General features: G+C 56.1%; 20 protein-coding genes. 8 read left to right on the top strand and 12 right to left on the bottom strand.

Annotated elements, in window-relative coordinates:
- The first annotated feature begins 101 nt into the window (after positions 1-101).
- The 5 genes from E5K00_RS14745 to E5K00_RS14725 all read left to right on the top strand — a co-directional run bounded on the left by E5K00_RS14745 (position 102) and on the right by E5K00_RS14725 (position 11,451).
- Entirely contained in the window at positions 102-2,078 is a 1,977-nt protein-coding gene (locus E5K00_RS14745) for a hypothetical protein (protein WP_135464087.1), read from the top strand.
- Positions 2,050-3,144, top strand: a complete 1,095-nt coding sequence (locus tag E5K00_RS14740; RefSeq protein ID WP_135464086.1) for a hypothetical protein — start codon at positions 2,050-2,052, stop codon at positions 3,142-3,144. The genes E5K00_RS14745 and E5K00_RS14740 overlap by 29 nt, the downstream gene beginning before the upstream one ends.
- Entirely contained in the window at positions 3,137-9,271 is a 6,135-nt protein-coding gene (locus E5K00_RS14735) for a DEAD/DEAH box helicase (RefSeq protein ID WP_135464085.1), read from the top strand. Before E5K00_RS14740 ends, E5K00_RS14735 begins: the two co-directional genes overlap by 8 nt.
- Entirely contained in the window at positions 9,271-10,128 is an 858-nt protein-coding gene (locus tag E5K00_RS14730) for a RecB family exonuclease (protein ID WP_135464084.1), read from the top strand. Before E5K00_RS14735 ends, E5K00_RS14730 begins: the two co-directional genes overlap by 1 nt.
- Before the next feature lie 99 nt (positions 10,129-10,227).
- Positions 10,228-11,451, top strand: coding sequence for a DNA cytosine methyltransferase (locus tag E5K00_RS14725; protein ID WP_135464083.1), 1,224 nt, complete (start codon positions 10,228-10,230; stop codon positions 11,449-11,451).
- 278 nt (positions 11,452-11,729) lie between these two features.
- On the opposite strand, the gene E5K00_RS14720 is transcribed toward E5K00_RS14725, so the two are convergent.
- The 8 genes from E5K00_RS14720 to E5K00_RS14685 all read right to left on the bottom strand — a co-directional run bounded on the left by E5K00_RS14720 (position 11,730) and on the right by E5K00_RS14685 (position 15,068).
- Positions 11,730-12,434 carry a PD-(D/E)XK nuclease-like domain-containing protein gene (locus tag E5K00_RS14720; RefSeq protein ID WP_135464082.1) on the bottom strand — a complete coding sequence of 235 codons (705 nt, stop codon included), beginning with the start codon at positions 12,432-12,434 and terminating at the stop codon, positions 11,730-11,732.
- Positions 12,435-12,477: 43 nt separating this feature from the next.
- The gene (locus E5K00_RS14715; RefSeq protein WP_245328303.1) at positions 12,478-12,741 is read right to left on the bottom strand and encodes a hypothetical protein; all 264 of its coding nucleotides are present in this window, start codon (positions 12,739-12,741) and stop codon (positions 12,478-12,480) included.
- 58 nt (positions 12,742-12,799) lie between these two features.
- On the bottom strand, positions 12,800-13,486 hold the full coding sequence (locus E5K00_RS14710; protein WP_135464081.1) for a hypothetical protein: 687 nt from the start codon (positions 13,484-13,486) through the stop codon (positions 12,800-12,802).
- A gap of 66 nt (positions 13,487-13,552) precedes the next feature.
- The gene (locus E5K00_RS14705; protein ID WP_135464080.1) at positions 13,553-13,747 is read right to left on the bottom strand and encodes a hypothetical protein; all 195 of its coding nucleotides are present in this window, start codon (positions 13,745-13,747) and stop codon (positions 13,553-13,555) included.
- 4 nt (positions 13,748-13,751) lie between these two features.
- Entirely contained in the window at positions 13,752-14,048 is a 297-nt protein-coding gene (locus E5K00_RS14700) for a DUF3846 domain-containing protein (RefSeq protein ID WP_135464079.1), read from the bottom strand.
- Positions 14,049-14,130: 82 nt separating this feature from the next.
- The gene (locus tag E5K00_RS14695) at positions 14,131-14,424 is read right to left on the bottom strand and encodes a hypothetical protein (protein WP_135464078.1); all 294 of its coding nucleotides are present in this window, start codon (positions 14,422-14,424) and stop codon (positions 14,131-14,133) included.
- A complete protein-coding gene (locus E5K00_RS14690) occupies positions 14,411-14,704 on the bottom strand; it encodes a hypothetical protein (RefSeq protein WP_135464077.1) in 294 nt (97 codons plus the stop codon). The genes E5K00_RS14695 and E5K00_RS14690 overlap by 14 nt, the downstream gene beginning before the upstream one ends.
- The gene (locus E5K00_RS14685; protein ID WP_135464076.1) at positions 14,697-15,068 is read right to left on the bottom strand and encodes a hypothetical protein; all 372 of its coding nucleotides are present in this window, start codon (positions 15,066-15,068) and stop codon (positions 14,697-14,699) included. Before E5K00_RS14685 ends, E5K00_RS14690 begins: the two co-directional genes overlap by 8 nt.
- A 180-nt stretch (positions 15,069-15,248) precedes the next feature.
- Between E5K00_RS14685 and E5K00_RS14680 the strand changes: the two genes are divergently transcribed.
- The 3 genes from E5K00_RS14680 to E5K00_RS14670 all read left to right on the top strand — a co-directional run bounded on the left by E5K00_RS14680 (position 15,249) and on the right by E5K00_RS14670 (position 17,025).
- Complete coding sequence (locus E5K00_RS14680) at positions 15,249-15,605, top strand: SLOG family protein (protein WP_135464075.1); 357 nt, start codon at positions 15,249-15,251, stop codon at positions 15,603-15,605.
- Between the two features lie 780 nt (positions 15,606-16,385).
- Positions 16,386-16,619: a hypothetical protein gene (locus tag E5K00_RS14675; RefSeq protein WP_135464074.1), complete on the top strand. Its 234-nt coding sequence runs from the start codon at positions 16,386-16,388 to the stop codon at positions 16,617-16,619.
- Positions 16,606-17,025, top strand: a complete 420-nt coding sequence (locus E5K00_RS14670; RefSeq protein ID WP_245328302.1) for a M15 family metallopeptidase — start codon at positions 16,606-16,608, stop codon at positions 17,023-17,025. Before E5K00_RS14675 ends, E5K00_RS14670 begins: the two co-directional genes overlap by 14 nt.
- Before the next feature lie 213 nt (positions 17,026-17,238).
- Here E5K00_RS14670 and E5K00_RS14665 read toward each other — a convergent pair whose 3' ends face one another.
- The 4 genes from E5K00_RS14665 to E5K00_RS14645 all read right to left on the bottom strand — a co-directional run bounded on the left by E5K00_RS14665 (position 17,239) and on the right by E5K00_RS14645 (position 24,379).
- Positions 17,239-18,528 (bottom strand): hypothetical protein, encoded by a 1,290-nt coding sequence (locus tag E5K00_RS14665; protein ID WP_135464073.1) that lies wholly within the window; start codon positions 18,526-18,528, stop codon positions 17,239-17,241.
- 105 nt (positions 18,529-18,633) lie between these two features.
- Positions 18,634-20,679 carry a hypothetical protein gene (locus E5K00_RS14660; RefSeq protein ID WP_135464072.1) on the bottom strand — a complete coding sequence of 682 codons (2,046 nt, stop codon included), beginning with the start codon at positions 20,677-20,679 and terminating at the stop codon, positions 18,634-18,636.
- Between the two features lie 305 nt (positions 20,680-20,984).
- Positions 20,985-22,889 carry a DEAD/DEAH box helicase gene (locus E5K00_RS14650; protein ID WP_135464071.1) on the bottom strand — a complete coding sequence of 635 codons (1,905 nt, stop codon included), beginning with the start codon at positions 22,887-22,889 and terminating at the stop codon, positions 20,985-20,987.
- Between the two features lie 20 nt (positions 22,890-22,909).
- A complete protein-coding gene (locus E5K00_RS14645; protein WP_167856867.1) occupies positions 22,910-24,379 on the bottom strand; it encodes a PDDEXK family nuclease in 1,470 nt (489 codons plus the stop codon).
- Between the last annotated feature and the right edge of the window lie 324 nt (positions 24,380-24,703).

Below are 24,703 nucleotides of genomic sequence, written 5' to 3'. Positions count from 1 at the left end.
ATCATTCATAATATGCTTGCAGTTGCGTGACTTTATAAGCTACTTGCTAGTCTCAAAAATATGGCTGTAAAGCAACTACAGCTAATCTGCAGTTATTCAATATGGACTATATACAGTGGAATAATCTGGTCGCAGATTATTTGTTTAAACCTGACCGGCAGGGACAGGAGGTGTTCCTATATCTCACTGAGGACAACTTACTTCAGGCGGTCCAATCGGCAGCAGCCAAGCCCACCGCCACCAGTACTTTGGTAACATTGGCCAAAGCCGAAAGTGCTGTTATTCTGCGTGACTTTTGGCAAGCCCTACAACGCGGCCCCGTGTTCTGGGACAGTGTGTCCTCAGGCAAGCAATCCGTAGTACTAAGTGAGGAATTACAAGACTGTGTTGTGCGTGATGCACCTGCTCATCCAGCTGAATTGGCCAAGTATGCCTGGCAAGACTGGATGCATGCTGCACAGGGAGCCATTACTGGTCAGCGCACAGTCATGTTCCGTGGTAACAGAAAATTGTCGCTCAAAGCTCCGCTTCATCTGTTGTATTTGGCTTGCTTTACGCTGCCGTTCAGCATTGATACATCTGTAACCCGAGGATTTTACAGATGCTGGAATAACTTTTTCAGAGGAAAAGGGCTACTGCTGCGCCAGACTGAGATGCCAGATAATGCCTTTGCTCAGCTAGGCAGCGGGGTTTGGGTGCAGATGTGGCAAGAGCTTGCCCGGTGGAGTCAGGAGGATTTACAGGGCGCACGTGGGGTACTGGTGGCCCGGAAGCTGGGGCATCATATCCATGTTGGTTGGCCCAGGGCTCAGTGTCTTCTCCCGCCAACTACCCTAAGCGGTTTGCCAGCATTTTTTGGGCGAAACAATCTCCTACCAGGATCTAAAGTCACTGCCGACAAAATGCGGACCCTGTTGCTGCAGGACCCATCCATATTACTACCTGCCTCCACCCGACACGAGCTGCAAGAGAGCACAGAACTAGGGGTGGCGGTTGTAGACATTGTGCAGAACGTGCTGGACCGTTGGACTGGCAGCACGAGTCGGCGTGAACGGGTGATACGCTTGGGTGGGCAGGTGAAGACTGTGGAGTACCGCGGTGAAACGTATGCCCGGCTGATGCCCTTTATTCCTGACTGGATAGGTGAAACCGGCAAGCTCACCTTACACTACCGGCTGGATATCAAAACACCGATTCCGGACGACATGAAGCTGACGGGACCGGGCATACAGCAGCAAGCTGTTCAACCGGAAACGGCTGAATGGTCGCAGGAAGTAGAAGGCATAGTGACTAGTAGCCAAGCGCAGGTTTACCGGGATCCTGCGAACAATTGGAAGGTGGTAGCTCAGTTGGCTGAGCTGCAGGTCTTCATTTCTGGAGGACGCTACGGTTTTTACCAATGGTGGGTGCCGGCACAAACACTCGAACATGGTACTCCCCTGTTGATTCTTTGCCATAAGCACCATGCCAGCGCAGTACAACAATGGAAGAATAACGTTGGACCGGCTGGATTTCTGGAATGGTCACACTTCGATGGGGTTCCAAACGACTACTGTTTATTCTGGCTGGAGGGTTTGCCTGTAAACGCAACAGGACTTGCCGGACTGCCCGTCGCTACTGAAACCCAAATTGTAGCAGAAGGTGGCCTGGCCTGCGGCTACCGCACCTACTTGGATGAATTGGTGCCGTCGTTCCGGGTTATCAACGGCCAAAGAGACTGGCAGCTATGCCTGGCATACACAGACGGGGGACCAGCAGTAGAATTATGTCGGGACGAGAAAGATGCTGCCTTGTGGCATTTGCCTTCCGACATGGTTACAGATAGAAAGTTCAAAGTGTTTGCCGTCGGCGAAGCAAATGTCAGCAGCTTGCCGCATTGCATCGTTTCCAGCAAGCTGCCAGAAAATTATTCTGCTCCCAGCCGGGATTCACTTGGACTTGCTACCACCATTATTCCCGAGGAATTGGCAGGCCTGTGCTATGACGGATATGGGCTGCGTGGAGAAACCCAAACTCTGAAGCAGCTACGCTTGCGCCAGCAGGTGGTTTATGCCCAGTATTTCCAACCCGTTTGCTGATTCCACAGTGCACAACGATACACTTTTACACTATCTGACTCTTCAGGGACGGCTCAGCAATCAGGAATTCGGTGAGGCGTTTCAGGTAATCCATGACAAACGGCGCCGTGCAGCCCCCCCAGGTTCACAAGCAGCCCCACCGAAGGCCGCAGACAAGCGTGCTGCCATGCGGCTCTATGGCCAACTAGGATTTGGAGACTATGACGCACAGCATGGTCTTTTGCGCGTCCACCCACCTGGGGTCATCCTGCTGCCAGCACCTACAGGATTCTGTGGCCGACGCATGCTCTTGACCGGAGCACGTACCAGGCAGCTCATCGAAGACATCAGTCAACAGGCTGCAGCTTTAGATGTTGAGGTGGAAGTGAGCCCGCAGCCCAATAGTAATACCCACCTGCTTCTGCCTGATCGGGTGGTGTTGACAGCACGCGGTACTGCTCAGACCAGTTATGGACTGCCCAAGCTGAAACACCTGGCGGCCGAATGCCGACTGCAATTCTGCAGCGACCTGGTGCAACCGGAACTGATGGCTTTTTCCACCAAGCTGGAAGCATACGGCGCTTCGTTGCAACCCCATAACGACGAACTCCCTGACGACTGGAAGCAGTCCTGGTTCAACCCGCAAACGCTGCAATGGCAGGAAGGGATTGGTGACAAATCCTTCAGTCTGGTTGAATTTGAGCTTACAGTGTACCGGCGCCACTGTTACTTGTGGCAGGATAATATTCCTTATGCCGTTGATAAGAGCTGGGGAAGATACCTGGTTCTTTCGCGGGCAGAGGCAGGAGCCCCGAAACGGGTGCTGCTCCATAGCCAGTCACAGGAATTGCTTGCCGTGCCAGCAGCAACACCGTTACCCGAATTGCCGGCACGGGCGGCCACTCTATTAAGTGGATTAGCTCCTGAGCAATGTTTTATTGAATACGGTGGCCAGATACGACGCTACAACGTCTACAGTGCCCCTGGCATGTACACACTGCTCTACAACAAATTGCCTGAGCTTCTGGGACAGAAGATCATTGAAGTACAACACCTGAACTGTTTGCCCCCCTCCTGTTATGAATGATCCTATCGGTGCGTTTGACACCATCCGTGACAATTTTATCCGCTACGTAGAAACAGCATTCCGCACCAAATTTCCAGATATAGAAGAACGTCGGCACAAATTACTGCATCAGGACCGGGTGCTGTACCGTCAGCCATGGGCCGAACCACTACCGGAGTACAAGAGCAGCAGAAAGAATATTGCCGCACTTGGCCCGGATGACCTGCCCGGATTGGACAGCCGACAGCAGGAGCTTTTCAAGGGCCTGATCCAGGCTGGGTTGATTGACAATCCAGAGATAGAATTATATGAGCACCAAGTGATGATGCTGCGGGAAGCTCTACAGCATAAACACTGTGTCATCACTTCTGGTACCGGTTCGGGTAAGACCGAATCATTTCTGTTGCCGCTCTTGGCTGAAATCACCAAGGAATTCACCCGAAAGGAATGGCGGCCGGCCGGAGAGATGCCACCCAGTGCAAAAAACTGGTGGGATGGCCCAAATAAGCTCACGGATGCTAGCACAGTTGATAAAGCGGCAACGGCAGGCAGCGGCTTAAAACCTGCCGCCAAACAACGCGGGCACGAAAACCGCCCAGCGGCAGTGCGGGCAATGATTCTTTACCCGATGAACGCCCTGGTTGAGGATCAGATGACCCGCTTGCGGCGGGCACTGGACTCGCAGGATGCCCGCGACTGGTTTGATGCCAACAACAATGGCAACCGCATCCATTTCGGCCGATATACAGGGGCTACTCCCGTGGCCGGCTCATTGCGCAAGAAGAATGAGGCTGGGCAGTGGGAGATTAACAAGTACAAGCTGACTGAGCTACGGGCTGAGCTGCAACAAGCTAGCGCCAATGCAGAAGCCATTGCGGAATTTATAAGTCAGCCTGAAAACGCTGACCGCCGGAAAGAACTGACTGCTTTCTTTCCGCAGCTGGATGGAGCTGAGATGCGGAGCCGGTTTGATATGCAGGATTCTCCACCGGATATCCTGATTACCAACTACTCAATGCTCAGTGTGATGCTAATGCGTACACTGGACAGCCCGATTTTTGAGAAGACACGCCTTTGGCTAGAAGAAGACAGCAGCCGCATATTCCACCTGGTCGTTGATGAGCTGCACCTATACCGGGGCACTGCCGGCACGGAAGTAGCCTACCTCTTACGGCTCGTATTACAGCGGCTTGGCTTGTCGCCTACACACCCGCAGCTACGGATCTTGGCCAGCAGTGCTTCGCTGGAAACAGAAGGAGAAGAAGGCGCAGCAAGTCGTCAGTTCCTCGAGGACTTTTTTGGTGTTCCCACTAATGAAGATGGCAACGAGGCTTTCCAAATCATCAAAGGTCAAGAGATTGAAGTAGCTACATCTCCTGACGGTAGCCTGAAATGCCATTTGCCAATAGCCCCATTCAAGGTAGTGGCTGACGCATGGGGCGGAACCCAGGACCAATTAGACGAGGCTGCAACCGAAGCGGCCCAGCTGCTGAACCAGTTTTGCAAAAGAACGCAGAGCACAACTGAACCCATCACGGGTGTAGCCGCATTGGGACGCAGCCTGTTGTCGGCCGAACTACAGTTGCGCGAACGGCTGTACGCGGCCTGTCAGGTAACTGACCAGGATACTGGACGCACCAAGATCCGTGCAGTACCCGTACTGCCAGCTAATGACAGCCTTGCCCCTGGCTTCCAGCACCTGGCTATATCATTATTTGGCCCAGGGCATGCCGAGGCGGATTTACGGGCCGCCATGCGTGGCTTGTTTATTGCGCGCGGTCTACTCGATGACAAGCAATTCCGGGATGTCGAGAAGGCAGCACGGGTACAGGGGCGTGCACTGCCCCGATTCCGGTTTCACTTCTTCTTTCGCAACATCGAAGGCTTGTGGGTAGGCCTGCCTGGTTTACCCGCTGGTCAGCAGGTGAGAAAGCCGTTTGGTGAGCTGTTGCCTCAGACAAAGCTGCGCACCGATGACGGCCAGCATGTATTGGAAGGTCTGTACTGTGACAGCTGCGGTACTGTATTTTATGGAGGAGCCCGCCTTAACTGGTCGGTACCAGGCACTTCCTCCCGCAACAGCTTCCAGATGCTGACTGTTAGCCCTGACATTGAGGGCATTCCGGAGAAAGCAGCAGAAACCCTGGTGGAGCGGCGGACCTATGCCGACTATGCGGTATTTTGGCCAGCTGGGGATCAGAAGGTCCTACCTTATGAACACCCGCGGCGGGAATGGACGCAGGCCGAACTTGATGCAGAGGGTCCGTTTCCTTGGCAGCAACCTGGCATAGGCAAAAACCGGCCAGCCAACACAGCTAAATGGGTGCGGGCCAGGATTGATAGCCGTACCGGCCAGGTACAGTTACTCGGGAACGGCTCGTCAACACCAAGTGCCGCCAACGGACCGGATTGGATTACGGGGTGGCTGTTTTGCGTGGAAGGACAGAGTGCTGCCGACGCACAACCATTGCGGGCTATGCCAGCTGTATGCCCTGGGTGTGGTGCCAATCATGAGAAAGGCAAGAAACGCCTGAGTTCAGTGCGCGGCTTCCGGACTGGTTTCGGCCAGACCAGTCAGACGTTTGCGAAGGAACTGCTATTACAGCTGCCAGAAGGCGCCGATAGCCGGAAACTGGTTGTATTTTCTGACAGCCGAGACGATGCAGCTCAGGTAGCCAATGGAATAGAACGCAACCATTATGGCGACCTGCTACGTGAACTACTAACAATTAATCTACAACGAGTAGTATCGGGCTACTCCATCATCCGATTACTGAAAGACCCGGAAGCATCTGAGTTAACTAAAAGCGGGGTTAAGGAACAGCATCCAAACCTATACAGCCAGATATCATACCTGCTCAACAAAGCACGCTTGTCAAGCAGTGATAACGAATATGAGCGTAACGACGGCATAGCGGCACAGTCTGAATTAGATAAGATTTCAGAGAGAACTGTATCTGTTAAGGAGTTGATAAGCGGTTTATCGGACAATAGCCTTAGTTCACACAACGGGGCCGGCCCTTTGCAGGAATCGTTTTTGCAACTAGGTGTAAACCCAGGAGGGAATGAACTGAAAGTACAATTTCTGGACATCCAGAATCGCCAGAAGCCATGGTTTAGTGGGCTTGACTACTCTAATCCGGTTAAGCCTAAGTGGCGGGAAAACTATGGTGCTCTGAGTGATGAAATTCGCAATGGGATGACAGATAGGTTAGCAGAATTGCTGTTCCGCCGCCTGTTTTACTCCCTTGAAGCATCAGGCTTGGCAACGGCCGTGGTGCGGCCTAAGCTCAGCGATTCAGCATTATCTGCTCTGCCCTCTATACTTCATGCACACGCAGACCACATATTGAGCGCCGTTATCAGAATCCTGGGCGACAAATACCGTTACACTACCAGCGAGTACAAAAGCGAACGGCCGCTGGCCGATGACGAGAGTTTCCCTGGCGCCGTTAAACGGTATATGAAAGCCGTTGCAGGCCTACACCTGGGCGGAAGAGACCAGTGGAATATTATTGCTGATTGGGTGCGCCGGTACTTGCGCGGAGCAGGAGGTTCCGCTGTTGTAGATCCCAACGGTAACGTAGACCCCATTGCCCTAAGTTTGCAAGCCGCTGCCAAGAATGACCCGGTATGGATTTGCGGCAAATGTTACCGTCCGCACTTGCATCCAGCAGCAGGAGTTTGTACGGGGTGCCGTGAGCCGCTGCCCAAACAGCCAGAAAAGCAGTGTTATGAGCTTTGGGAGCGGAATTACCTCGCTTACCACGCGGCATTGCATCCACGGCCTTCCATCCGCTTACACTGCGAAGAGCTTACCGGCCAAACGGATGACCAGTTTGAGCGGCAAAGGCATTTCCGTAACGTGGTGCTGACCGACGAAGGACCAGCAGTAGTTCGGCAGATCGATCTACTGAGCGTTACAACCACCTTGGAAGTTGGCGTTGACATCGGTGCCCTACAGGCAGTGATGTTAGCGAACATGCCCCCGCAGCGCTTCAATTACCAGCAGCGGGTCGGACGTGCAGGCCGCCGGGGCCAGGCGTACTCCGTCGCCTTCACCTTCTGCCGGGGCCGCAGCCATGATGAATTTTATTTTGCCAACCCCCACAAAATAACCGGCGACGATTCTCCTACACCCTTCCTGGCAATGGACCAGCCCCGCATTTTGAAGCGCGTGCTGGCTAAAGCCGCGCTGCGCGAGGCGTTCCAGTATGCTGGCGCCACTGGAGGCGGAGTACATGGCGAGTTCGGGGAGCAAGGAACATGGCCTGCGTGGCAGGATGGCGTTAAGCAATGGCTGAAGGAGGAGTCAGCCGATTGGGCTACAGAGGTCCTGGATGTTATGACGGGTGCCCAGAATGCGCAGTATATTCCGGAAATGCTGGATTGGCTAGCTGATACAGGCACTGGCCTTTACCGGGAAATGGACCGGGTTATGACCGGCAAATCCCCAGGTGAGGACAACGCCGACAAACTGGCCCAAGGCGGTGTGCTCCCCATGTTTGGAATGCCTACCACGGTCCGGAATCTGCACTTAGGAGCGCGGCAGCAGGCCGGTAGGTGGATATTACCACTCATTGACCGGCAGGCGGACACTGCCATTTATGAATTTGCTCCGGGAGCCCAAAAGCTCAAGGACAAGTTCTATTACATGGCCACTGGGTTCACCTCTGAGTTGCAGACCCAGCAACGCTACGACCGGACAGTAATTAGCAACCGTGACGAGGACCCATTCGTGCTCCGACGCTGGATGCGCACCTGTCCGGTATGCCATCATACAGACACTTGCGAACAGGCGGACCCGCCCACAGCAGTGTGCCCCGTTGAGGCCTGCAAGGCCGAACTTGATGCGCCGCACGTCAGCACGGCACATATCTATGAAGTAGTTTCCCCTAGAGCATTCCGTACGAACTATGGCCCGGGCAGCGATGAACGGGAAGACGTGGATTCGTATGTGCAGCGTCCTCCCCTATTAACAGAACGTGGCGCTGATAGTGAGCCTACCCCTGTATTGGAGCTGCACGGGTCACAGGCAATGCTTTGGGATGCTGATGTGGTATGGCGCTTGAACAAGGGCCCTCGCGAAGCATTATTTGGAGGGGGAATGAAAGCAAATGTGCGGGAGAAGCAACTTAACGACGTGTGGACTACCCAGCAATGGCTGGCTGACGAAGCCAATCCGCAGGAGCGGGTGGCCTTGGCAGCCAATAAAAAAACAGAGCTATTGCAACTCAGGCCCACAACAGTACCCCTTGGCTTGAACCTTGGCTTAGATGGATCAGCTGGTTCGCAAAGAGACGGGGTGAAGGCCGCGTATTACTCAGCTGCGTTCCTGCTGCAGCGCGCCATTGCGGATGAAGAGGATATCGAGCCCGAGGAAATTGAAATTGGCAGCATTACGCAAGTGCCCTTGGCTGATGACAAACGAGCAGGCCGTTTCGTAGGTCAGTTGACACTGAGCGATGCGCTGCCAAATGGTTCAGGCTTTGTGCGACGGTTGTTCGGAAAGATGGCACCTGTAGGCCATGGATCAATTGGCATGGACCTGATACAGGAGGCACTAGCACCAGCAGAAGCAGGAGGCTATCTGGACAAGATCCACAACGACAGAGGAACTGGGACAGATGGCCACCCGGAGCGCTGCAAAACGGCCTGCTACAACTGCTTGATGGGCTACCGTAACATGAGTTATCATGCTTTGCTGGATTGGCGGCTTGCACTAAGTCTGTTGCGAGTTATGAGAGACCCTTCTTACCGCGCTGGTACAGATGGGCAGTTCATTACCCCCGAACTCGCAGGCTGGTTGGACCAGACTAAAGTTCTTTTTTCCGACCTGGCTACCAGCTTCTTCATTACTCCTGGAGGCATTACAGGCGAAGTCAGCGAGTTGCGGGCCAGCAACGGTCAGGCTCTTCCTGTCCTGCTATGGGGTCCCAGCCGCCAGAACATAACTCTGGCAGTACATCCATTCTGGGAACTCAACCGTCCTGAGGAAGGCAGCTGGCTAACTGAGATACTCGCGTTGGCACAGCAGTATGCGCTTGACCATGATGGGCAAGTCCAGTTCCTGGATTCGTTCAATCTGGCCCGCCGCATGGGCAAATGTTATGAATGGCTTAAAAGCAGCCAAAACCTGCTGAAATAATGATTACAGCGCTGCAGCCTCTCACCAGTGTATCTCCCAGCCAGTTTGTGCGGCTGCAGCGCTGCGCTTATCAGGTGCTGCTGGAAAGGTCTCCCGAGGGAAAAATGTTACTGGCAGTGTCGGGTTCAGGTTCAGGACCTGGCGGTGCTGGGCCATTGGGCACCATTATTCATAAAGTGTTGGAGGCCGCTAACACAAGCGGGATAAGCACGGTAGCTGAGTTTGAAGCTGAGTGGAACAGGCAAGTGGAATGTCAGGAGGCTGAGCTGCTTAAAAAGCAGCAGCAACATCTGGTTCCACTTGCTTACCGCGCTCATCAGTATGCTGTCAGAAAGTTGCTGCTGTGCTGGATGCTCACAGGCAGGTCGAAACCCGTTTCCTCTGTTCCACTTGGGGTTGAACAACGGCTGGCTGACAGTCATGGCGTTGTCCGCGGTGTAGCTGACCTCATCAGGCGAAACGCCGCTGGCAATCTGGAGGTAGTGGACTATAAAACCGGGCGCATAACCGAACCGGACGCGGATTCTCAGGAGCCGGATGCCCGCAGAATCAAGCCTGAGTACATCACACAGTTGCAATTGTATGCTGCCGTATTGCATGAAAGCTCTGGCGAATGGCCAATTTCAATGCTGTTGGCAGATTTGGCGGGTAATGAATACACAGTGCCTGGCAGTTTGCAGGAGTGTTCCTCCTTACTAGCTGCTGCACGTGAGATGTTCAAGGAAGTCAACAATCAGATTGCCGCTGGCCATAGCGAGAAGCTCGCGCGGCCTGCAAAGGAAATTTGCCATGGCTGCCAGGTGAAGCAACTGTGTGAGCCTTACGCAGTATTGGTTGATACTGCTTCCAACGGTTAGAAATTGTTGTTTTGTTCACTTTACTATCAGTCGTGACTGAACTACATTTACCAGTTACTGTATCGTATAGCAGTCGAGGATAACAGTTGTGCGGAATTAATGAATGCGTCACTTCAAAGCTTGCAGGAAATAGCCCATCAGATTCCCGTATTGTCGTTTTTCACAGGCGGCGGACTAATGGACATGGGATTTGAGTCATTAGGGTTTCCCGTGGTGTGGACTAATGAGGTTGACCCTCAGTTTGCTGCCCTTTATGCTGCGGGCATGACCTCCTGGCGTCGCGGGAAAGATCCACAGGCTGAAGAAGCGCAGATTTCTTTTGCAGGCAGCATTGTAGACATACCGGACGATGACACAATTCTGAAGCAGGCCTTTCCTGCAGGAACACCCAATCTGTTCGGTATCATAGGCGGGCCACCTTGCCAGGATTTCAGCATCGCCGGCAAACGGGAAGGGATTGGTGGAAAGCGGGGTAGTTTGACGCACGATTACTGTTGGCGCATTGACCATCTGCAACCGGCCTTCTTCGTTTTTGAGAATGTTGCTGGCTTGCTACAGAAAAAGCACCGGGCAGAATTTGATCTGATCCGGGACTTTTTCAAACAGCATTACCTGACAGATTATGCCAAACTAAACTCCTTGGACTACGGAGTGCCGCAGAGCCGCGAACGGCTTTTCCTGATAGGTATCCGGCGGGACTTGGTACAGACACCGCAGATAGACTTGTCAGCACCTGAGTTGCTACAGGCTGGCTGGGCTGGTTGGGAGCAGGAGTTTACCCACGCGGAGGCCCGAAAGAGCTACACCTGGCCCACCATCACGCCACTGGGTGTAACACCTCCTGCACCAGAAATGGAGCAACAGCTTGATTTGTGCGTTAGCCGATGCCTTGTTCCTGAACATTTGGAGGAAACAACCCACAATGCCAAGGAGCGTTTCAACTTATTCTCTGAAAAGCCCGCGGCAACCGACGAAGGCATGGTATCTAACCGTTCCTTTAAACGGTTACACCGATACCGGTATAGCCCGACCGCGTGCTACGGCAACAACGAAGTTCATCTGCACCCATGGGAAAACAAACGTCTCTCCGTCAGGGAGGTGCTGCGTATCCAAGGGGTGGATGAACAATACATTCTACCAACCGACCTGCCACTTAGCGCAAAGTTCAAGATGATTGGCAATGGTGTACCCGTTCCATTGGCCAATGGGGTTGCCCGCACTATTGCTCGGCTGTTAAGGGACTACTGTGGTGTCAGGGCCAAAAGCGAAATCGGTCTTGAGCCGGAACCATCAGCACAATCCCTGGCCCTGGCGGAGGTTTAGGATTTCCTGTAGCACATCTGTGTGCTCAGCTCTTTGGCTTTGCTTTCATGCTTCAAGCATTATGGCAACCGCCAACATTTAAGGCACGTGTTTCCACCTGCAATACTCCCATGCCAGCGGGTATGAATTCCACCAGCGCGTGAAGCGCCAGCAACACAGCGCAACAGGCCGTCTCGTTCTGGCAGAAGACAATGGCAATATATAGTGGAGCAGCTGTCAGAGGAGATTGTCAGTAGCCGTGGGAAACAGACCTACCCCCCCGAAGTACTGACGTCCAGCTATGTATAGAACTGCGGGCCGCGGGAATGGTACATACCACAACGATGGGTGTAGGCCTTGGCTACTGGCACGACCTCAGCAGTGTACCGATGCAGCAGGGCGGTGTACTTCTTCCGCCCCTGAGTGAGCAGGGCCGCATTGGCGCTAATGTCTAATACCCATACCTCGTGCGGGGCTTTCTTCTGCACGCCGATAATCAGGAAACGGTCAGCCTGCAGGGCATCGAGGTAGAGGGCAGCCTGGCGGTCGTAGTCGTACTGCTCAACGGTGGCGAGGAACTGCTCCCGGCTGCGGCAGCTGGTAGTTTTGAAGTCGATTAGGGTACGGCGGCGGCCGGCGGGGCTGATTACCAGCAGATCGGGGCGCACCTTCACCCCTACCCCGGTTTCGGTGTGCACGGCGGTGTGGGTCAGCTCGGCGGTGCCGCGGTACAGCAGGTCGCGGCAGTAGCGGTGGCGGCGCACGTGGCGGGCCAGCTGCTCCAGCTCCTGCCAGGGGCAGTTGTCGGCGGTGCGGGCGTAGGTGCGCGGCTCCAGGGTGGCCGCGTGAAAGGCCGTGCCGTAGGCCAGGGCCCGGGGGTTGGGGGTACGGAGCTGGCCCAGCACCCGGGCTTTCAGCTCAGACAGGTCGGTATTGGAAACGTACGGCAGGGCGCGGTGCTGCTCCTGGGTGAGGCCGGGGTAGGTTTGGAGGCTGTGAAACATGGCTGTCAGGTTCCTGAGAGTGGATAAATGCTGCGTTCGGGGCTTACCGGTCTTCGTGAATGATGGCCAGGCGGCCCGGGTCGTCGGTGCGGTGCAGCCAGATGTGGGTGCCGCCGCAGCCTACCTGGTAAGTAGGGGCCGGGAAAAGCGCCCGGATGGCCGGGGCCAGGACGCGCACATCAGGCATGGGGCCGGTGGCTTCTACAAGCCGGCCGAGGCGGGCCAGCAGATCGGCCTCGGTGGCATCGAGCGGGGTTTGCTCGACGCGGAGCCGGGGCAGCGTGAGGATAGTATGCAGCGGAGTCATGGCGCTGGATGGGTAACCGGATCAGGCCCCCGCCACCGGGGAAGCGGGGGCCGGGACATCAGGCAGCCTGCTGGGTTTCCGGTGCTTCTTCCGTAACGGCCTCTGCCTCCGCGGGCACGGTGTAGCCGTCCCGGATGCGCACGTCGGCCGTACCCGTGTGGGTTTCCTGGCGCCAGATGGGAAAGTCGCGGGCAAACTCCTGCCGGGCCTGCACTTCGGCCGGATCGGCGGGTTCGTAGCTAAATTCGGCAATGTAGTAGGTGGCCTTCTTGCCGTCCTTGACGGTTTCCTTCTTCGCGGCCTGCACCTTCACCACCACGTCGGCCAGGGTCAGGTCGTCGTAGAACAGGGGCTCAATGAGGCGGTACAGGTTCTCGACCGAATAGCCGTGGAACAGCACGGCGCAGATGGCGCCCTTGTCGTCGGCATAAAACAACTCGGCCCACAGCTTGCGGCCCATGTTCAGGATGTTGTCGTGGAAGATGCGCCAGGCCAGCGGGATAAAGCGGATGGAAGAACCCAGCGGCACGGTACCGTTGCTATTGAACTGGCCGGCCTTGGCGTCGAAGCGGATCTGGCGCGGGTGGCCGGGCAGGTAGCGGAAGCGGCTGGTTTCTGTGATTTCGCCGGTGGCCTCGTCCACGGCGGCCGTGAGGTAGGCCCGGCCGGGCATAATGGTGGAAGTCAGCCCGGCGGCGGGCGTGGCGGGTGCAGCCGGGGCGGTGGTGGTTTGTCTGGTTTTCATGGAAGAAGGAATGAGAAATGAAATGGGGGGCCGGTTGCCGGCCCGGCCCCCGGTAGCCGTGTGTGGTCAGCCCTTGCAGGGGCCGGGGTGTTCGTGGCAGGTCTGGAAGTGGCGGCAGTCCTGGATAGCCTCGCGCATGGCGGCGGCCCGGGTGGGCCGGTCGCCGTGGGCGGTGGTCGTATAAGAGGGCTGGCGGGCCTGCCAGACAAAGCCGAAGCGCGGACAGGGCCGCACCCAGGCGCGGAAGGTGGGCGCTTGCATGGGCCTAGCGGAACTGCTTGTCGTGGCACAGAATCACGCGGCCCACAATGCTGTCCACGCCGCGGGCGGCGGGCTGGTACTGGTACCACAGGTAGGTAGCCAGCAGATTGAGGTAAGCCGGGTTGCGGAACTTGCCTTCGTCGTCGATAATCAAAATCAGCTCGTCGGTGAGGCGCACCACGTCCACCGTGCGGCAGTCGAGGAGTTCGTAGAGTTCGGCCAGCCGGAAGCTGCGGCCGTTGCGGGGCTGGATGGGCTGGGGCTCGGCGCGGTGCGGGTCGAGCAGATGGGGCTGGTACATGGTCTCTGGCTGTTAGCTGATGGCTGTCAGCTTGTTGATGGATGGGGCCGGGCTGACAGCTAAGAGCTATCAGCCAACAGCCTTATTTGAGGTCCCAGGGGTGGGGGTGGTCGTCGTCGGCCGGCGCGGGCAGCTCACCGTAGCGGTCGGCCGGGCGCAGGCGCAGGACGGGCGGCGCGTTCAGCGCATCGGCCGCGGCCTGGGCCTGCCCGTGGGTGGCGTAGGCGCCGGGGGCGGCCTGCTGCTGGTAGTGGCCGGGGCCGCCGGGCCGGGTGCCGGGCAGGGCCACGTCGCGCACCACGGCCCAGCCCAGGTTGCCGGCGTACAGGCAGGCCGGGTGCCACCGGCCAGCCTGCGGGGGGCTACCAGCAGGCATACTGCCGGCGCATGCGGTGGAGCTGTGCACCTTCGGGGCTGGCGTGGAACGCCTCGCAGGCAGCCTGATAGGCAGCGCGGGCGGCCTGGTGGCGCAGGATGGCGGCGCGGATGCGGGCGAAGCGGGCCGGCTGGCGCGGGTACTCCCCGCGCAGCCCGTACAACGCCTGGCGGGCATCGTGCAGGGCCGACTGCGTGTGGGCCAGCTGCTGGCGCACGGTGGGCACCGGGGCCGCCCCCGATGCAGGGGCGGCCGGCGCGGACAGCAGGGCGCTACGCATACCGCAGGCGGGCGCAACGGTGACGGAGGCAGCGGCTGATGAAGCCGGGGCGGTACTGCGGGCCGCCGGCCAGCGCCCGGGCGGCGGCAGCCAGGGCGCGGGCGGCGTGGGCTACGGCCAGGGCCCCCAGCAGGCTGGGAGCGGGCTGGGCCACGGCAAACGCCTGCACGGCAGCGGCAATGGCCTGGAAGGGGCACTCAGCCTGCCCCAGGTGACAGGCGCGGCCGAGGTGGTACGAGGCCGTGTACTGGGTGCGGGTGTAGCCCTCCGGGGCTGCGTAGTGGCTGATGGTGGCGAAGTGGGCGGCAGCCGGACCGGACCAGGCTGCGGCAACGAGCTGCGAGAACTGCAAAGCGGTAAGCATGGGCTGTAGATGTTAGCCGTGGGCTGCGCCGCCGTGGCCTTTGGCCGGCGCATGGCGTCCGGGCCTTTCCCGAACTACTTGTATAAATATACAATAATAATTGGAATTATATGCAATTAAATGCAAGTATTTTACGGTAACACCCCCTGGAAATGCAAGAAAAATACAGTATCTTATTTCATGGTAAAAGACAAAATAATAGCAGTAGTTGGCAGCCGGAGCGTGCGCACCTGCGCAGCGCTGCCGGCCCGGCTGACGGAGCTGGCACCGGCCGGCGTGGTAAGCGGCGGCGCGGCGGGCGTGGACCAGCTGGCCGCCGCCTGGGCCCGCGCCCACGGGGTACTGCTGACGGAGCTGCGGCCGGACTACGCGGCCCACGGCCCCACAGCCGCGCCCCACGTGCGCAACGCCGAGATAGTACGCCGCGCCGACCTGGTGCTGGTGGTATGGGACGGCCGCAGCAAGGGCACGCTGAGCGCCCTGCGGGCCGCCCGGCGCCTGGGCCGCCCGGTGGAGCTGCTGCCCCTGGACACCTGAGCACGGGCACCGGCACAGCGTGGCCGCCGGGGCCGCCCACCTGCCCCCTGAATGCCCGGGGGGTGTGGGGGCCCTCCCCCACTGGGGCTGCGTGCAACGCTCCTATGGGCGGGGGCTTAGGGGCGGGCCGACGGGGAGGCGCAGAGCAGCGGAGCCGGACCGGCGGCTGGCCCCGCGTGGCGGCTAAGATGACCGGCGGCCCCTTTTTAAGGGCCGGTGGGCATGGATGGCGGCAAGAGGCACCGGCCGGTCGGAATGGAGCAAAGCGGAATGGAGCCGGCGGGTGCCGGCGCGGTGGCGAGGGGTCCGGGGAGGCCCCCGGTTAAACCAACCGGTGCGCAGCACACCGCTTTGTTTGGCCTGCGTGGCCTGAACGCACTTCAACCGGCAGCCGGCCCCGTTTCAGGGGCGGGCTGCGGCCTTATCGGGGGAGCGGCCGGGTGGCCCTGGTGGGGTGGCTGTGCGGGGCAGACAGGGCGGCCCGGCCGCGGGTGCGGGGGCGGAGCGCCCGGGGAATAGCGGCGGGATGCGGCAGAATCGGGAGGATGCAGCAGGGATGGGAGCCAAGCCGACGCAGGAGGCTGCCCGCAGGGCCGCAGCGAAGCGGAGTGGCGGACAGCCCGGCCCGCAGGGGCTGCCCAAAAAAGTACCATACGCAACCAACAGCAACCGGTGCTGTCTGTCCGACGGTGCGGCTCGTAAATTTGTTGTAAATAAATACAACAAACCACACGCAGCCCCATGTTCAGCAGCACGAAAGCCGGCCATATGGCACACATTATGGCAACTTCCTTTCTGGGCCAGGTAGCCAGCCACGAGCTGGTGCCGCCGGATCCTGATAAGATTGAGCAGTACGGGCATCTGGTAATTCAGGCGCTGGTAGCCATCGTGACCATCTGGGCCACGGTGCGTAAGGCTCTGCAGAAGCCGGAGGCGGTCGTGAAGATTCCGGCGGAGGCCCTGCCGGCCGAAGTTCCACCGGCTGCCCCTATCCGGCGTGGTGACGCTGACTAAGGCCCAGCAGGCGCGCCAGGCAGCACGTCTGGCCGGCGTGCACGAGGAGCTGCGAACGGCCTTCGGGCGGGCCCTGGCTGCTTGGCAGGCTCGGCCGGAGCTGGCCCGGCTGGGGCGGCCCATCGTGACGGAAGGCTACCGGAGCGCGGCCGAGCAGGAGCGGCTGTACGCGCAGGGCCGCACGGCGCCTGGCCCCATCGTGACCTACAAGCGCGGCGGAGGGTCGAAGCACAACCTAGTACCGGCGCGGGCCCTGGATGTGGCCTTTCTGCTGGCCGGCGGGCAGATTAGCTGGTCGGCGGAGCTGCTGCGGCGGTTCGCACAGTTGATGAAGGCGGCGAGTCCGGCGGTGCGCTGGGGCGGGGACTGGCCGGGGTGGAAGGACCGGCCGCATTTTGAGGTGTAGATGAACAGCAACGGGCAGGTCAGGCGATCTGCCTGTTTAGTTAGAATGAGCGTTGGGAAACTCGGTAGCGCAAATACCGACCAAGTGCATAGGATTAAATTCTCAACGCACTCTCTCCATTACTGCCTTAATTTCATTCAACAAGGACCGGTAGCTTTCCACTCCTACGTGAATTTATACTGTCATCACGGTGATGCTTATCATACGCGACTATCACGGACATGTAGTGTTGCCGCGCACTGGCTTATTAGTAAGCCAAGCATCAAGGAATTGTGAGAAAGTGCGTTCATCATTCATGAAACTAACGACACCATGTCCTAACCCGAACCACGGAATACCTTTAGTAAAGTCATACAGAAAGGTTTCTGCTGAACTTCCTGTACTGCGCAACAAAGTCAAAACTCCATAAGGAGTTGTATTACCGTGTCCACAGTATTCGCTTCTTTTAGTTCCCAGCCGCGTAGAGCCGTAGAGTCTAGTTGGAAACGGGCCTTTGCCCGTCACCTTGTCATGGCGGTTATGACCTATCACAAACCGCTGCGGGGTTAATGGTGGTGGAGTTAATGACTGTTGGCCTGCTATTGTTGTGCGGTTGTCAAAATCATTGAAGTGCAATGCTGGCATAGCGGGTGCGACAAATGCTACCCGCAACTTAGGTAAGGTTGGAGTGATGTAACGGGGCTGTTTGAGCATATCTAAATATCTCTCGCCTAGATGCACTTGGTAATCACGACCCTTGTTCAGTGCCGAGGTGCAGTTCCATAAAGCCGCACACAATACGGGGGCACCAGTGCTGTGCCCTAACGCATAAACAGGCATCTTGGGGTCAAGACGAGTCAGAATCTGCCTTACTCCCAACCCTACCGGATACAACGATCCTTGTGCCCATGTCCACATCGGTAATACGAAGGTACCTGAGCGCCCGTCCCAATATATGTGCAAGAAATGTACTCGCTCACCAATGAAATAGTTAGCCAGAATCTGACGCTTAAGCGGCGCAAACCAACGGGTTTCACCTACATTATTATTGTAGCCATGAATTAAGACTACCAAAACATCAGTTTTGGACGCTTTAAGTTGTCGATTAAAATTCCGGATAAACTTCGTCTGAACAGAATCCTGTAGCTGAAGCCACGAAGCTTTTACCTCTGTTTCCTTTGCTGGCAAGTCTAGATTGACCCCATAGTATCTACTCAGAGAAGTAACCTGCGCTTGCTGGTCCGCAGACCAGATTGGCTTAGTTAAAAACTGAAAGTAGTGCTGCAGAGACGCTCCATGGTAGTTCAAACGGTCGTCGTGAACAACTACTCTAGAGTCAACCGAGGGATACATATCTCCTTGACGATCAAAGTAAACGAATGTGCTATCGTTTTGCACCGCTCCACTATAGCGGCTAGCCTCTGTGCCGTACAGTACATATCGCATGGTGCAGCTACACATGAAAGCTGCATTGGCAATGATCATCACCCATAAAATTATATTGAATATGAATTTTGTATTCATTCGGCTAATGGCGTGTGTTTGAAAATATTATTTTCGATCAAAGTCACTATTTCAAAAATCTTGATTTGATGCGCGACTTACCAGGCTAATTTTTAGCTATACCAACTAGCGCCTAGGATAGTACTTTTTGATAAAATCAACACCGTTGGTTGAAAATACTAAACGAAGATTTTGAGACATTGAACGGCCAGCTAAATTAAACCTTAAGCCGTACACATGTTCGAACGCTTGGTAATAATCATTGATAAAACTTTCTAGGTTAGGCAGCCGGCTGGAGGTTGCAAAGGAATCCATAGGATCAGCAATGCCATCATAGTCAGACCCGATGGTAAGGTGATACCAGACGTCAGCCCCAGGCTTACTGAGGTTAGTGAAATACCACAGGTTGCGCATGAATGGAACCGCATCAAAAAACTGCTTTTCTCTGATCAGACGCTCAGCATCAGTGAGAGTGGGTTCATTACGGGTAAGCCAGCTCCGGAAACTCGCTTGGGCTGCACGACGAGTCTTCTTGTACTGTTTCATACTGCCCCCCAAACCTCTTTGCTCAACGGTGAGACCCATGAGTCCACCATTTCGGGTGATATACTCTATTTCCTCATCTGCCAAGTTATTACTAGTCGGATGGAACCAACCTGTGCTATTACTACGAAATATTTCAGTGGCCTTCAGCGTCGTGGTGTTGTCGGAGAAGTACTTGGAATAGGGCCATTGATTAAACATCCGAAAAGAATGATTTTTTATCTTTTTGCGATAGAATTTTTCTGGGTTGTTGAATTCAGGGTATCTATCATAATATGGCCGTAGGCCAGTGGCTATTGCAAGCCGTAGAGATTCGCCACTTGCGGCGCAATGAGAAACTAAAGGCGGAACGTCTTGATATAAACTATCTCGGAGATGATAGAATTGCAGTCGGGTCTTGATACCTGAATGGCGAAGATCTATCAATATTCGACGCCCGTTGTTTTTACTCAAAAGAGCCTCTATTGCTACTAGACCCAACTGGTTATCATCTGGGATAATGCGTTCTGAATTCCCATTATCATATGGCAGGGTACCGCTTTCATAAGATGCTCCAGAAAGCCCCGCTATGCCTGAATTTGGCTGGGTGAAAACTGCAGGACCAAAGCCCGGCATACGAGAAAGGATGGTAAGCAACTGCCGCTTGAAACCATCAGCATCTGTTCCTTTCGCTTGGCCTGCCAACTTATTCCAGATGAGGTGGCTAAACGTGATGAAGAAGACGGGGTGTTGCCAAGCTTTGATTAAAGCTACCCTGTCACGGATGTCCTGTGCATCCTGGGGCTTGGTATCTGCTAATAACAATCTATTGTTTTGCAGCGCATCAGGTCCTAAGAGCACGTGCCCCCCCTCAATACTGATAACAACTGCAGTTGTATTTGGTGCCTGCAACAGACTATCTAGAGTTCGGGGCTCGGCCAATACGACACGCTGAGGACTTTCGGCAGACAGCGCCTGTGCTTGATGCTTTAGAAAATCGTACTCAGCCTGGGTTTCAATTAATGGCTCAAGCGTTAAATCATGCACTACATTTTGTAGTCGTTTTTTATCCAAACCAGTGACTGTTTTAAGGGCAAAGCGTTTAAGCCCTGTATTATTAATGATGCCTAATGTTTTGCTTCCCTCGTTGGTCGTGAGCCCCTTCTCGATAGAATACAACGAGGTACAGACTGCTTTGTAGCCCGTCAACTCGGGCCAAGCGGATTGTCGGTAACGAGAAAAATCAGAAAATTTACCGTAGGCTTGGTATCTCAACTCTTGTGAGGTGTTCAACTGCCAAGCTGCATAACCTAACCTGCCCGATGGATCCCATTGTGCAGGAGGGTAAGTTTCATAGTGGGGAGTAGGCACAAGTACCAGTCTGGGATTGACTATTTGAACCGGCGTCTCTATAAGTTGATAATAAGGCTTTAAAGTTAAATGATTGTGATAATCAACGTTATCATGGTTGAGAGGGGCTTTACCTTGGTAAGGAGCTGGTAGCTGACTCACCTCATATCTGGGCTCTATAGCGCGGCAGGATGATAAGGCCAAAGAGCCACCTAAAAGTAAAAGCTTAAAGAGTTGCTCGCCACGCTTAAGCAGGCAAGAAACCACTTCTCGCCGAAAGCGATGGTACCTGTTATCCATAGTCTTACTTAGTTAGCACACACATATTTATATAAAATATTTAATTTATCATACTTGTACAATCACACAAATCTGATTTGTGACGCAAAGCAGACAAAAAAACCTTTTACCACTCACGTCCTGCGGCGGTTCGCGCAGTTGATGAAGGTGGCGAGTCCGGCGGTGCGCTGGGGCGGGGACTGGCCGGGGTGGAAGGACCGGCCGCATTTTGAGGTTTAAGGCAAACTGTGTAAGAGGTACTTTGACGAAAAAGGCCGCTCCGATGTCGGAGTGGCCTTTTTTGGGGTTAAGCCGGTGTGGTCTTATCATCCAGCAGCTTTGCTATTGGAAGTATTGGCTGGACGAGTCTTTTTTAACGGTTCCAAGCGGGTAATGCGGTGACAGGAGTTGAGAAAGTCTCGGAAACAGTCTACCCACTGTTGCAACTCGGGTACATCGAAGCGGGCGCGGGTGAGGTGGGAGCTACCGACAATGATACGCTTGACGCGGGCGCGGGTAATTGCCACATTGAGGCGGTTAGGCATAAAGTAAAAGCTGGCTCGCTGCAAAGCAGAGTCAAAGCGGCCGGACGTGAGTGACAGTATTATCACGTCACGTTCCTGGCCCTGCATTCGCTCCACGGTATCGATGGTGACCTGAGCTAACTCTTCGGGCGAGCGGTCAGCGCAACGTTTGTCGAGGCGGCGGCGGATGGCACGCCCCTGGGCACGATAGGGAATAACAACAGCTATTTCGCTGGCAGAAACGCCGCTAGCCAGCAGTTCAGACACCAGTTCGGCAACATAGTGGGCTTCGCTGCGCTCATATGTTTTGGAGTTGCTATGGCGCAGATCTACGAAAACGCTGGGTTGGGCGGGGTCAAGAATATCAGCGTACTGTGTGGGTGTCGAGGGTATGTGAAGGGTGCGGGTAGCAGCGGACTCGTGGGAAGTAAAGTCGTTTTCGTAGAAGTAAGACGATGCAAATTCAGCCAGGCTCGCATTGAGTCGGTAAGTGACGTTCAGGCGAGTGCCAGGTGCGCGGGTAAACAAGTGCTCGAATACGGAGCGGTGCAGGGCTGGGTCGGAATGGGAGGCCGCAATGATGGGCGGCATTTGCTGGTGGTCACCAATGAAAATGTATTTGCGACCAGCAAGCATAGCGGCAGCGGCTTGCAGCAGCGTTAACTGGCTGGCCTCGTCGACAACTACCACGTCAAATTTTACTCCTGCTAAGCGCTTGGTATAGAGAGCAAAACAGGTAGCACCGACGATGAACCCATTCCCGTCCACAGCTTCAAGCGCTGGCCCGTTTTCATGGTTAGCAACTTCTCCTAAGCCGTCGGCATCTGCCTGCTTACCGACTTTGAGCAGGTGCGGGTAGCTGGTTACTTCGTGAATCTTGCGCAGGGCATTGTTTATGCCGCGGTGGTTGGAGGACGTAATAAGCACGCGCAAACCCTGCCGGGCGAAGGCTGTGGCGAGGTGTGCCAAGACCCACGTTTTACCTGTGCCGGGTGGCCCCTGAATCAGGTAATAGTTACGGGCGCCGTAAGCATTGATAAACGCCTCACGCTGCCGGGCGTTGAAACCTAACGTAGCAGATAAAGCCTCGGCTTGGGTGAGGTGGTCAGGGTCGAAGGTCGGTAGCTGCTGGTCAACGAGCACATCACTAATAGCATCGGGCTGGCTCGCCAGAAGTTGGTCGAGAGCTTTATGTAATATCCACCGTAAGTCAGGCTGATGAGCATCCAAAATCCAGCCATCGGAGAGGCCGCGGGCACGGGGATTTTTGCCAAACTCGGCTTCCAGCGTTAGCCGTTGGCCGGCGTCTTGCATGAGCACTAATGGGTAAGATTCACGCTCATTGAATGGGTCGCCGCGGTGCAAGAGGACATAGGATCCTGCCCTGAAATTTGACCTATTGACGGGTGCTTCTATAGTGACAGTAGGCGAGAGCGACGCATAGGAACGAAAGTTGTTGAGAATCTTTTCCTCGCTTGGCTCAATACCCGCGTTAGTAAGCCGCTGGCGAATGCTCTCGCGTGTTTCCTCACTCGGTACGGTGCCGGGAATACTCACATTGGCAATGGCGCTACCTTTGCGCACCCGCGCCGCCAGCGGCAGCGCCCAAGTCTGGCGTATTTCACGCTGTTGGGCCTCGTGCTCGGCATCATGAAACCGGCGAAGCTGTTCAACCAATTCTATAAGCTGGTAATTGGAGGCTGGCATAGCGAGGCAGGGTTACAGCTCTATCGTTTGGCTCGCACAACATCGAGCATACGAGCAACATGGGCAGGGCGCTCGGGCACGGGTACGAGGTGGTAGCGGTCATAGTCAGGATGTAGCACTACCAAGTGCATATCACGGACGCGGCAACCGTAATTGGTTTCAAGCAGCCACTTATACATATTCTGTTGCAGGGTATAGTGGCTGAACGAGCAGTCGGGCAGGTCCCCAAGCGGCCCCTCGGCAGTCTGGTAGCGGTTTAGCTGAACTTGGCCGGCAGCATCTACCACTTTATGGCTGCGCTTCCAGTCGTAGATAGAAAGGGTTCCATCAGTGTTGCGGGCCACAAAATCGAGAGTGCCCGCCAGCATCAACTCCTCACTGTACACCTGCCACTCGGTGCGGTGAGGCACAAGGTGGGAAAAAGCGCGGTGAAAGCTGAGGAAATGAGCAAACTCGGAGCCAGTAGCGGGGGTGCCTTGATTGTAAAAATCTTCGATCTGCTGATGCAGGATGGTGCCGGCACGCGACGAGGCAGCAGCTTTGTCAGCCCATTCTTGGGCCACCTCTTCGGGTGTGCAGCCGCGTTGAGCCGCTTTGTAGGCCGACCAATATTCAGTGTCAAACTCCGGGAAGAAGCGGCTTATCAAAGTACTGACAGCCAATGCAGGCTGTCCGTTGATGTAATACTGGTGGGCGTCAGCATCGAAGCTCAAGGCGCTACGGCGCGGGTCAGGGTTAGCTTTCTGCAGCGTACCAGGCTTGGGCGGCGGAGGCAGGGGGGCTGCTTGAGCTACCAGTTTTTCAATCTCCGCCTCAATGGGTAACGGTTCGGCGGCAGGACCGACGCCACTACTCTCATATCTGCCGAAGTCAATGATTCCCAAGTACTGCTCACGGTAGCGGGCTTTAGCCCACTTCTGCGCCTGCACCACATCCCAGACCGCCACGCCTGCGGGCGTACCGACAGATAATAAGGTTTCAGGAATCTGGTAGGCAGGGTCGAGCCGGGCAATGAGGTGGGCAATAACGGCACAACAGGCTTCCGGCTGCTGATGAACCTGAATTTCGGCAAAGCGCAGCACGACCCACCCGCGACTGGTAAAAAAGTTGTCGCGGCTGTCATCGTCACCCTGGCAGTGTGTGGGCAAGCGGTTGGCACCGTCATAAGGCTCGTCAATCTCGACGTTGAGAAAGAGATTGAGGCCGTTGCGCTCGTGTAGCAGAGCTACATCCGGCTCGTAGGGACGGGAAGCGTTGGCGGTGGGCAGATGGTGGTTATCAAGCACCCGAACCGGGCCGGACTTAGGAAAGAAGCGGCGCAAATGCTCAACAAAAGCCGCTTCGCAGTAGCCGCGGTTGGCCGAGCGACCAGCGCGGGGGAACTTGACAGGTACGCGCTTGCCAGCGGCTGGCCAGCGCAGATAAGGATAGCGGCTATTACTGCGGGCGGGTAGCGGCTCGTAACCAATGTATTTAATTTCGCCAGGCACCGGTACCTGTTCGGCAGCCGGGTGCTGGGGCGCAGGCCGGGGCGCAGGCCGGGGCGTAGCCGGTGGAGGAGTAGGCTGGGTAGGCTCTGCCCGTCGAGCGGGGGGCGCAGCAGCAGGAGTTGGCGGCGGAGTGGCGGGAATTGGTTTAGAATGGACAGGCGGCGGTGGAGCAGCGGCCTCTGGCTGACTCTTGGTGACCGGAGTTGGCTTTGGCGTGAGCGTTGGCGAAGCAACCTTCGGAATTGCAGGCGCAGGCTGTGGCCTATTCTGAATAGGTAGAGTACCTGGGGAAGGCGGGACGGGAAGTGGCGGAGGCGGCAGCGT

It is taken from the genome of Hymenobacter aquaticus (assembly GCF_004765605.1).
Lineage (GTDB): Bacteria > Bacteroidota > Bacteroidia > Cytophagales > Hymenobacteraceae > Hymenobacter > Hymenobacter aquaticus.
The sequence above is the reverse complement of the archived record's forward strand: the minus strand, read 5'-3'. Positions and strand labels throughout refer to the sequence as shown.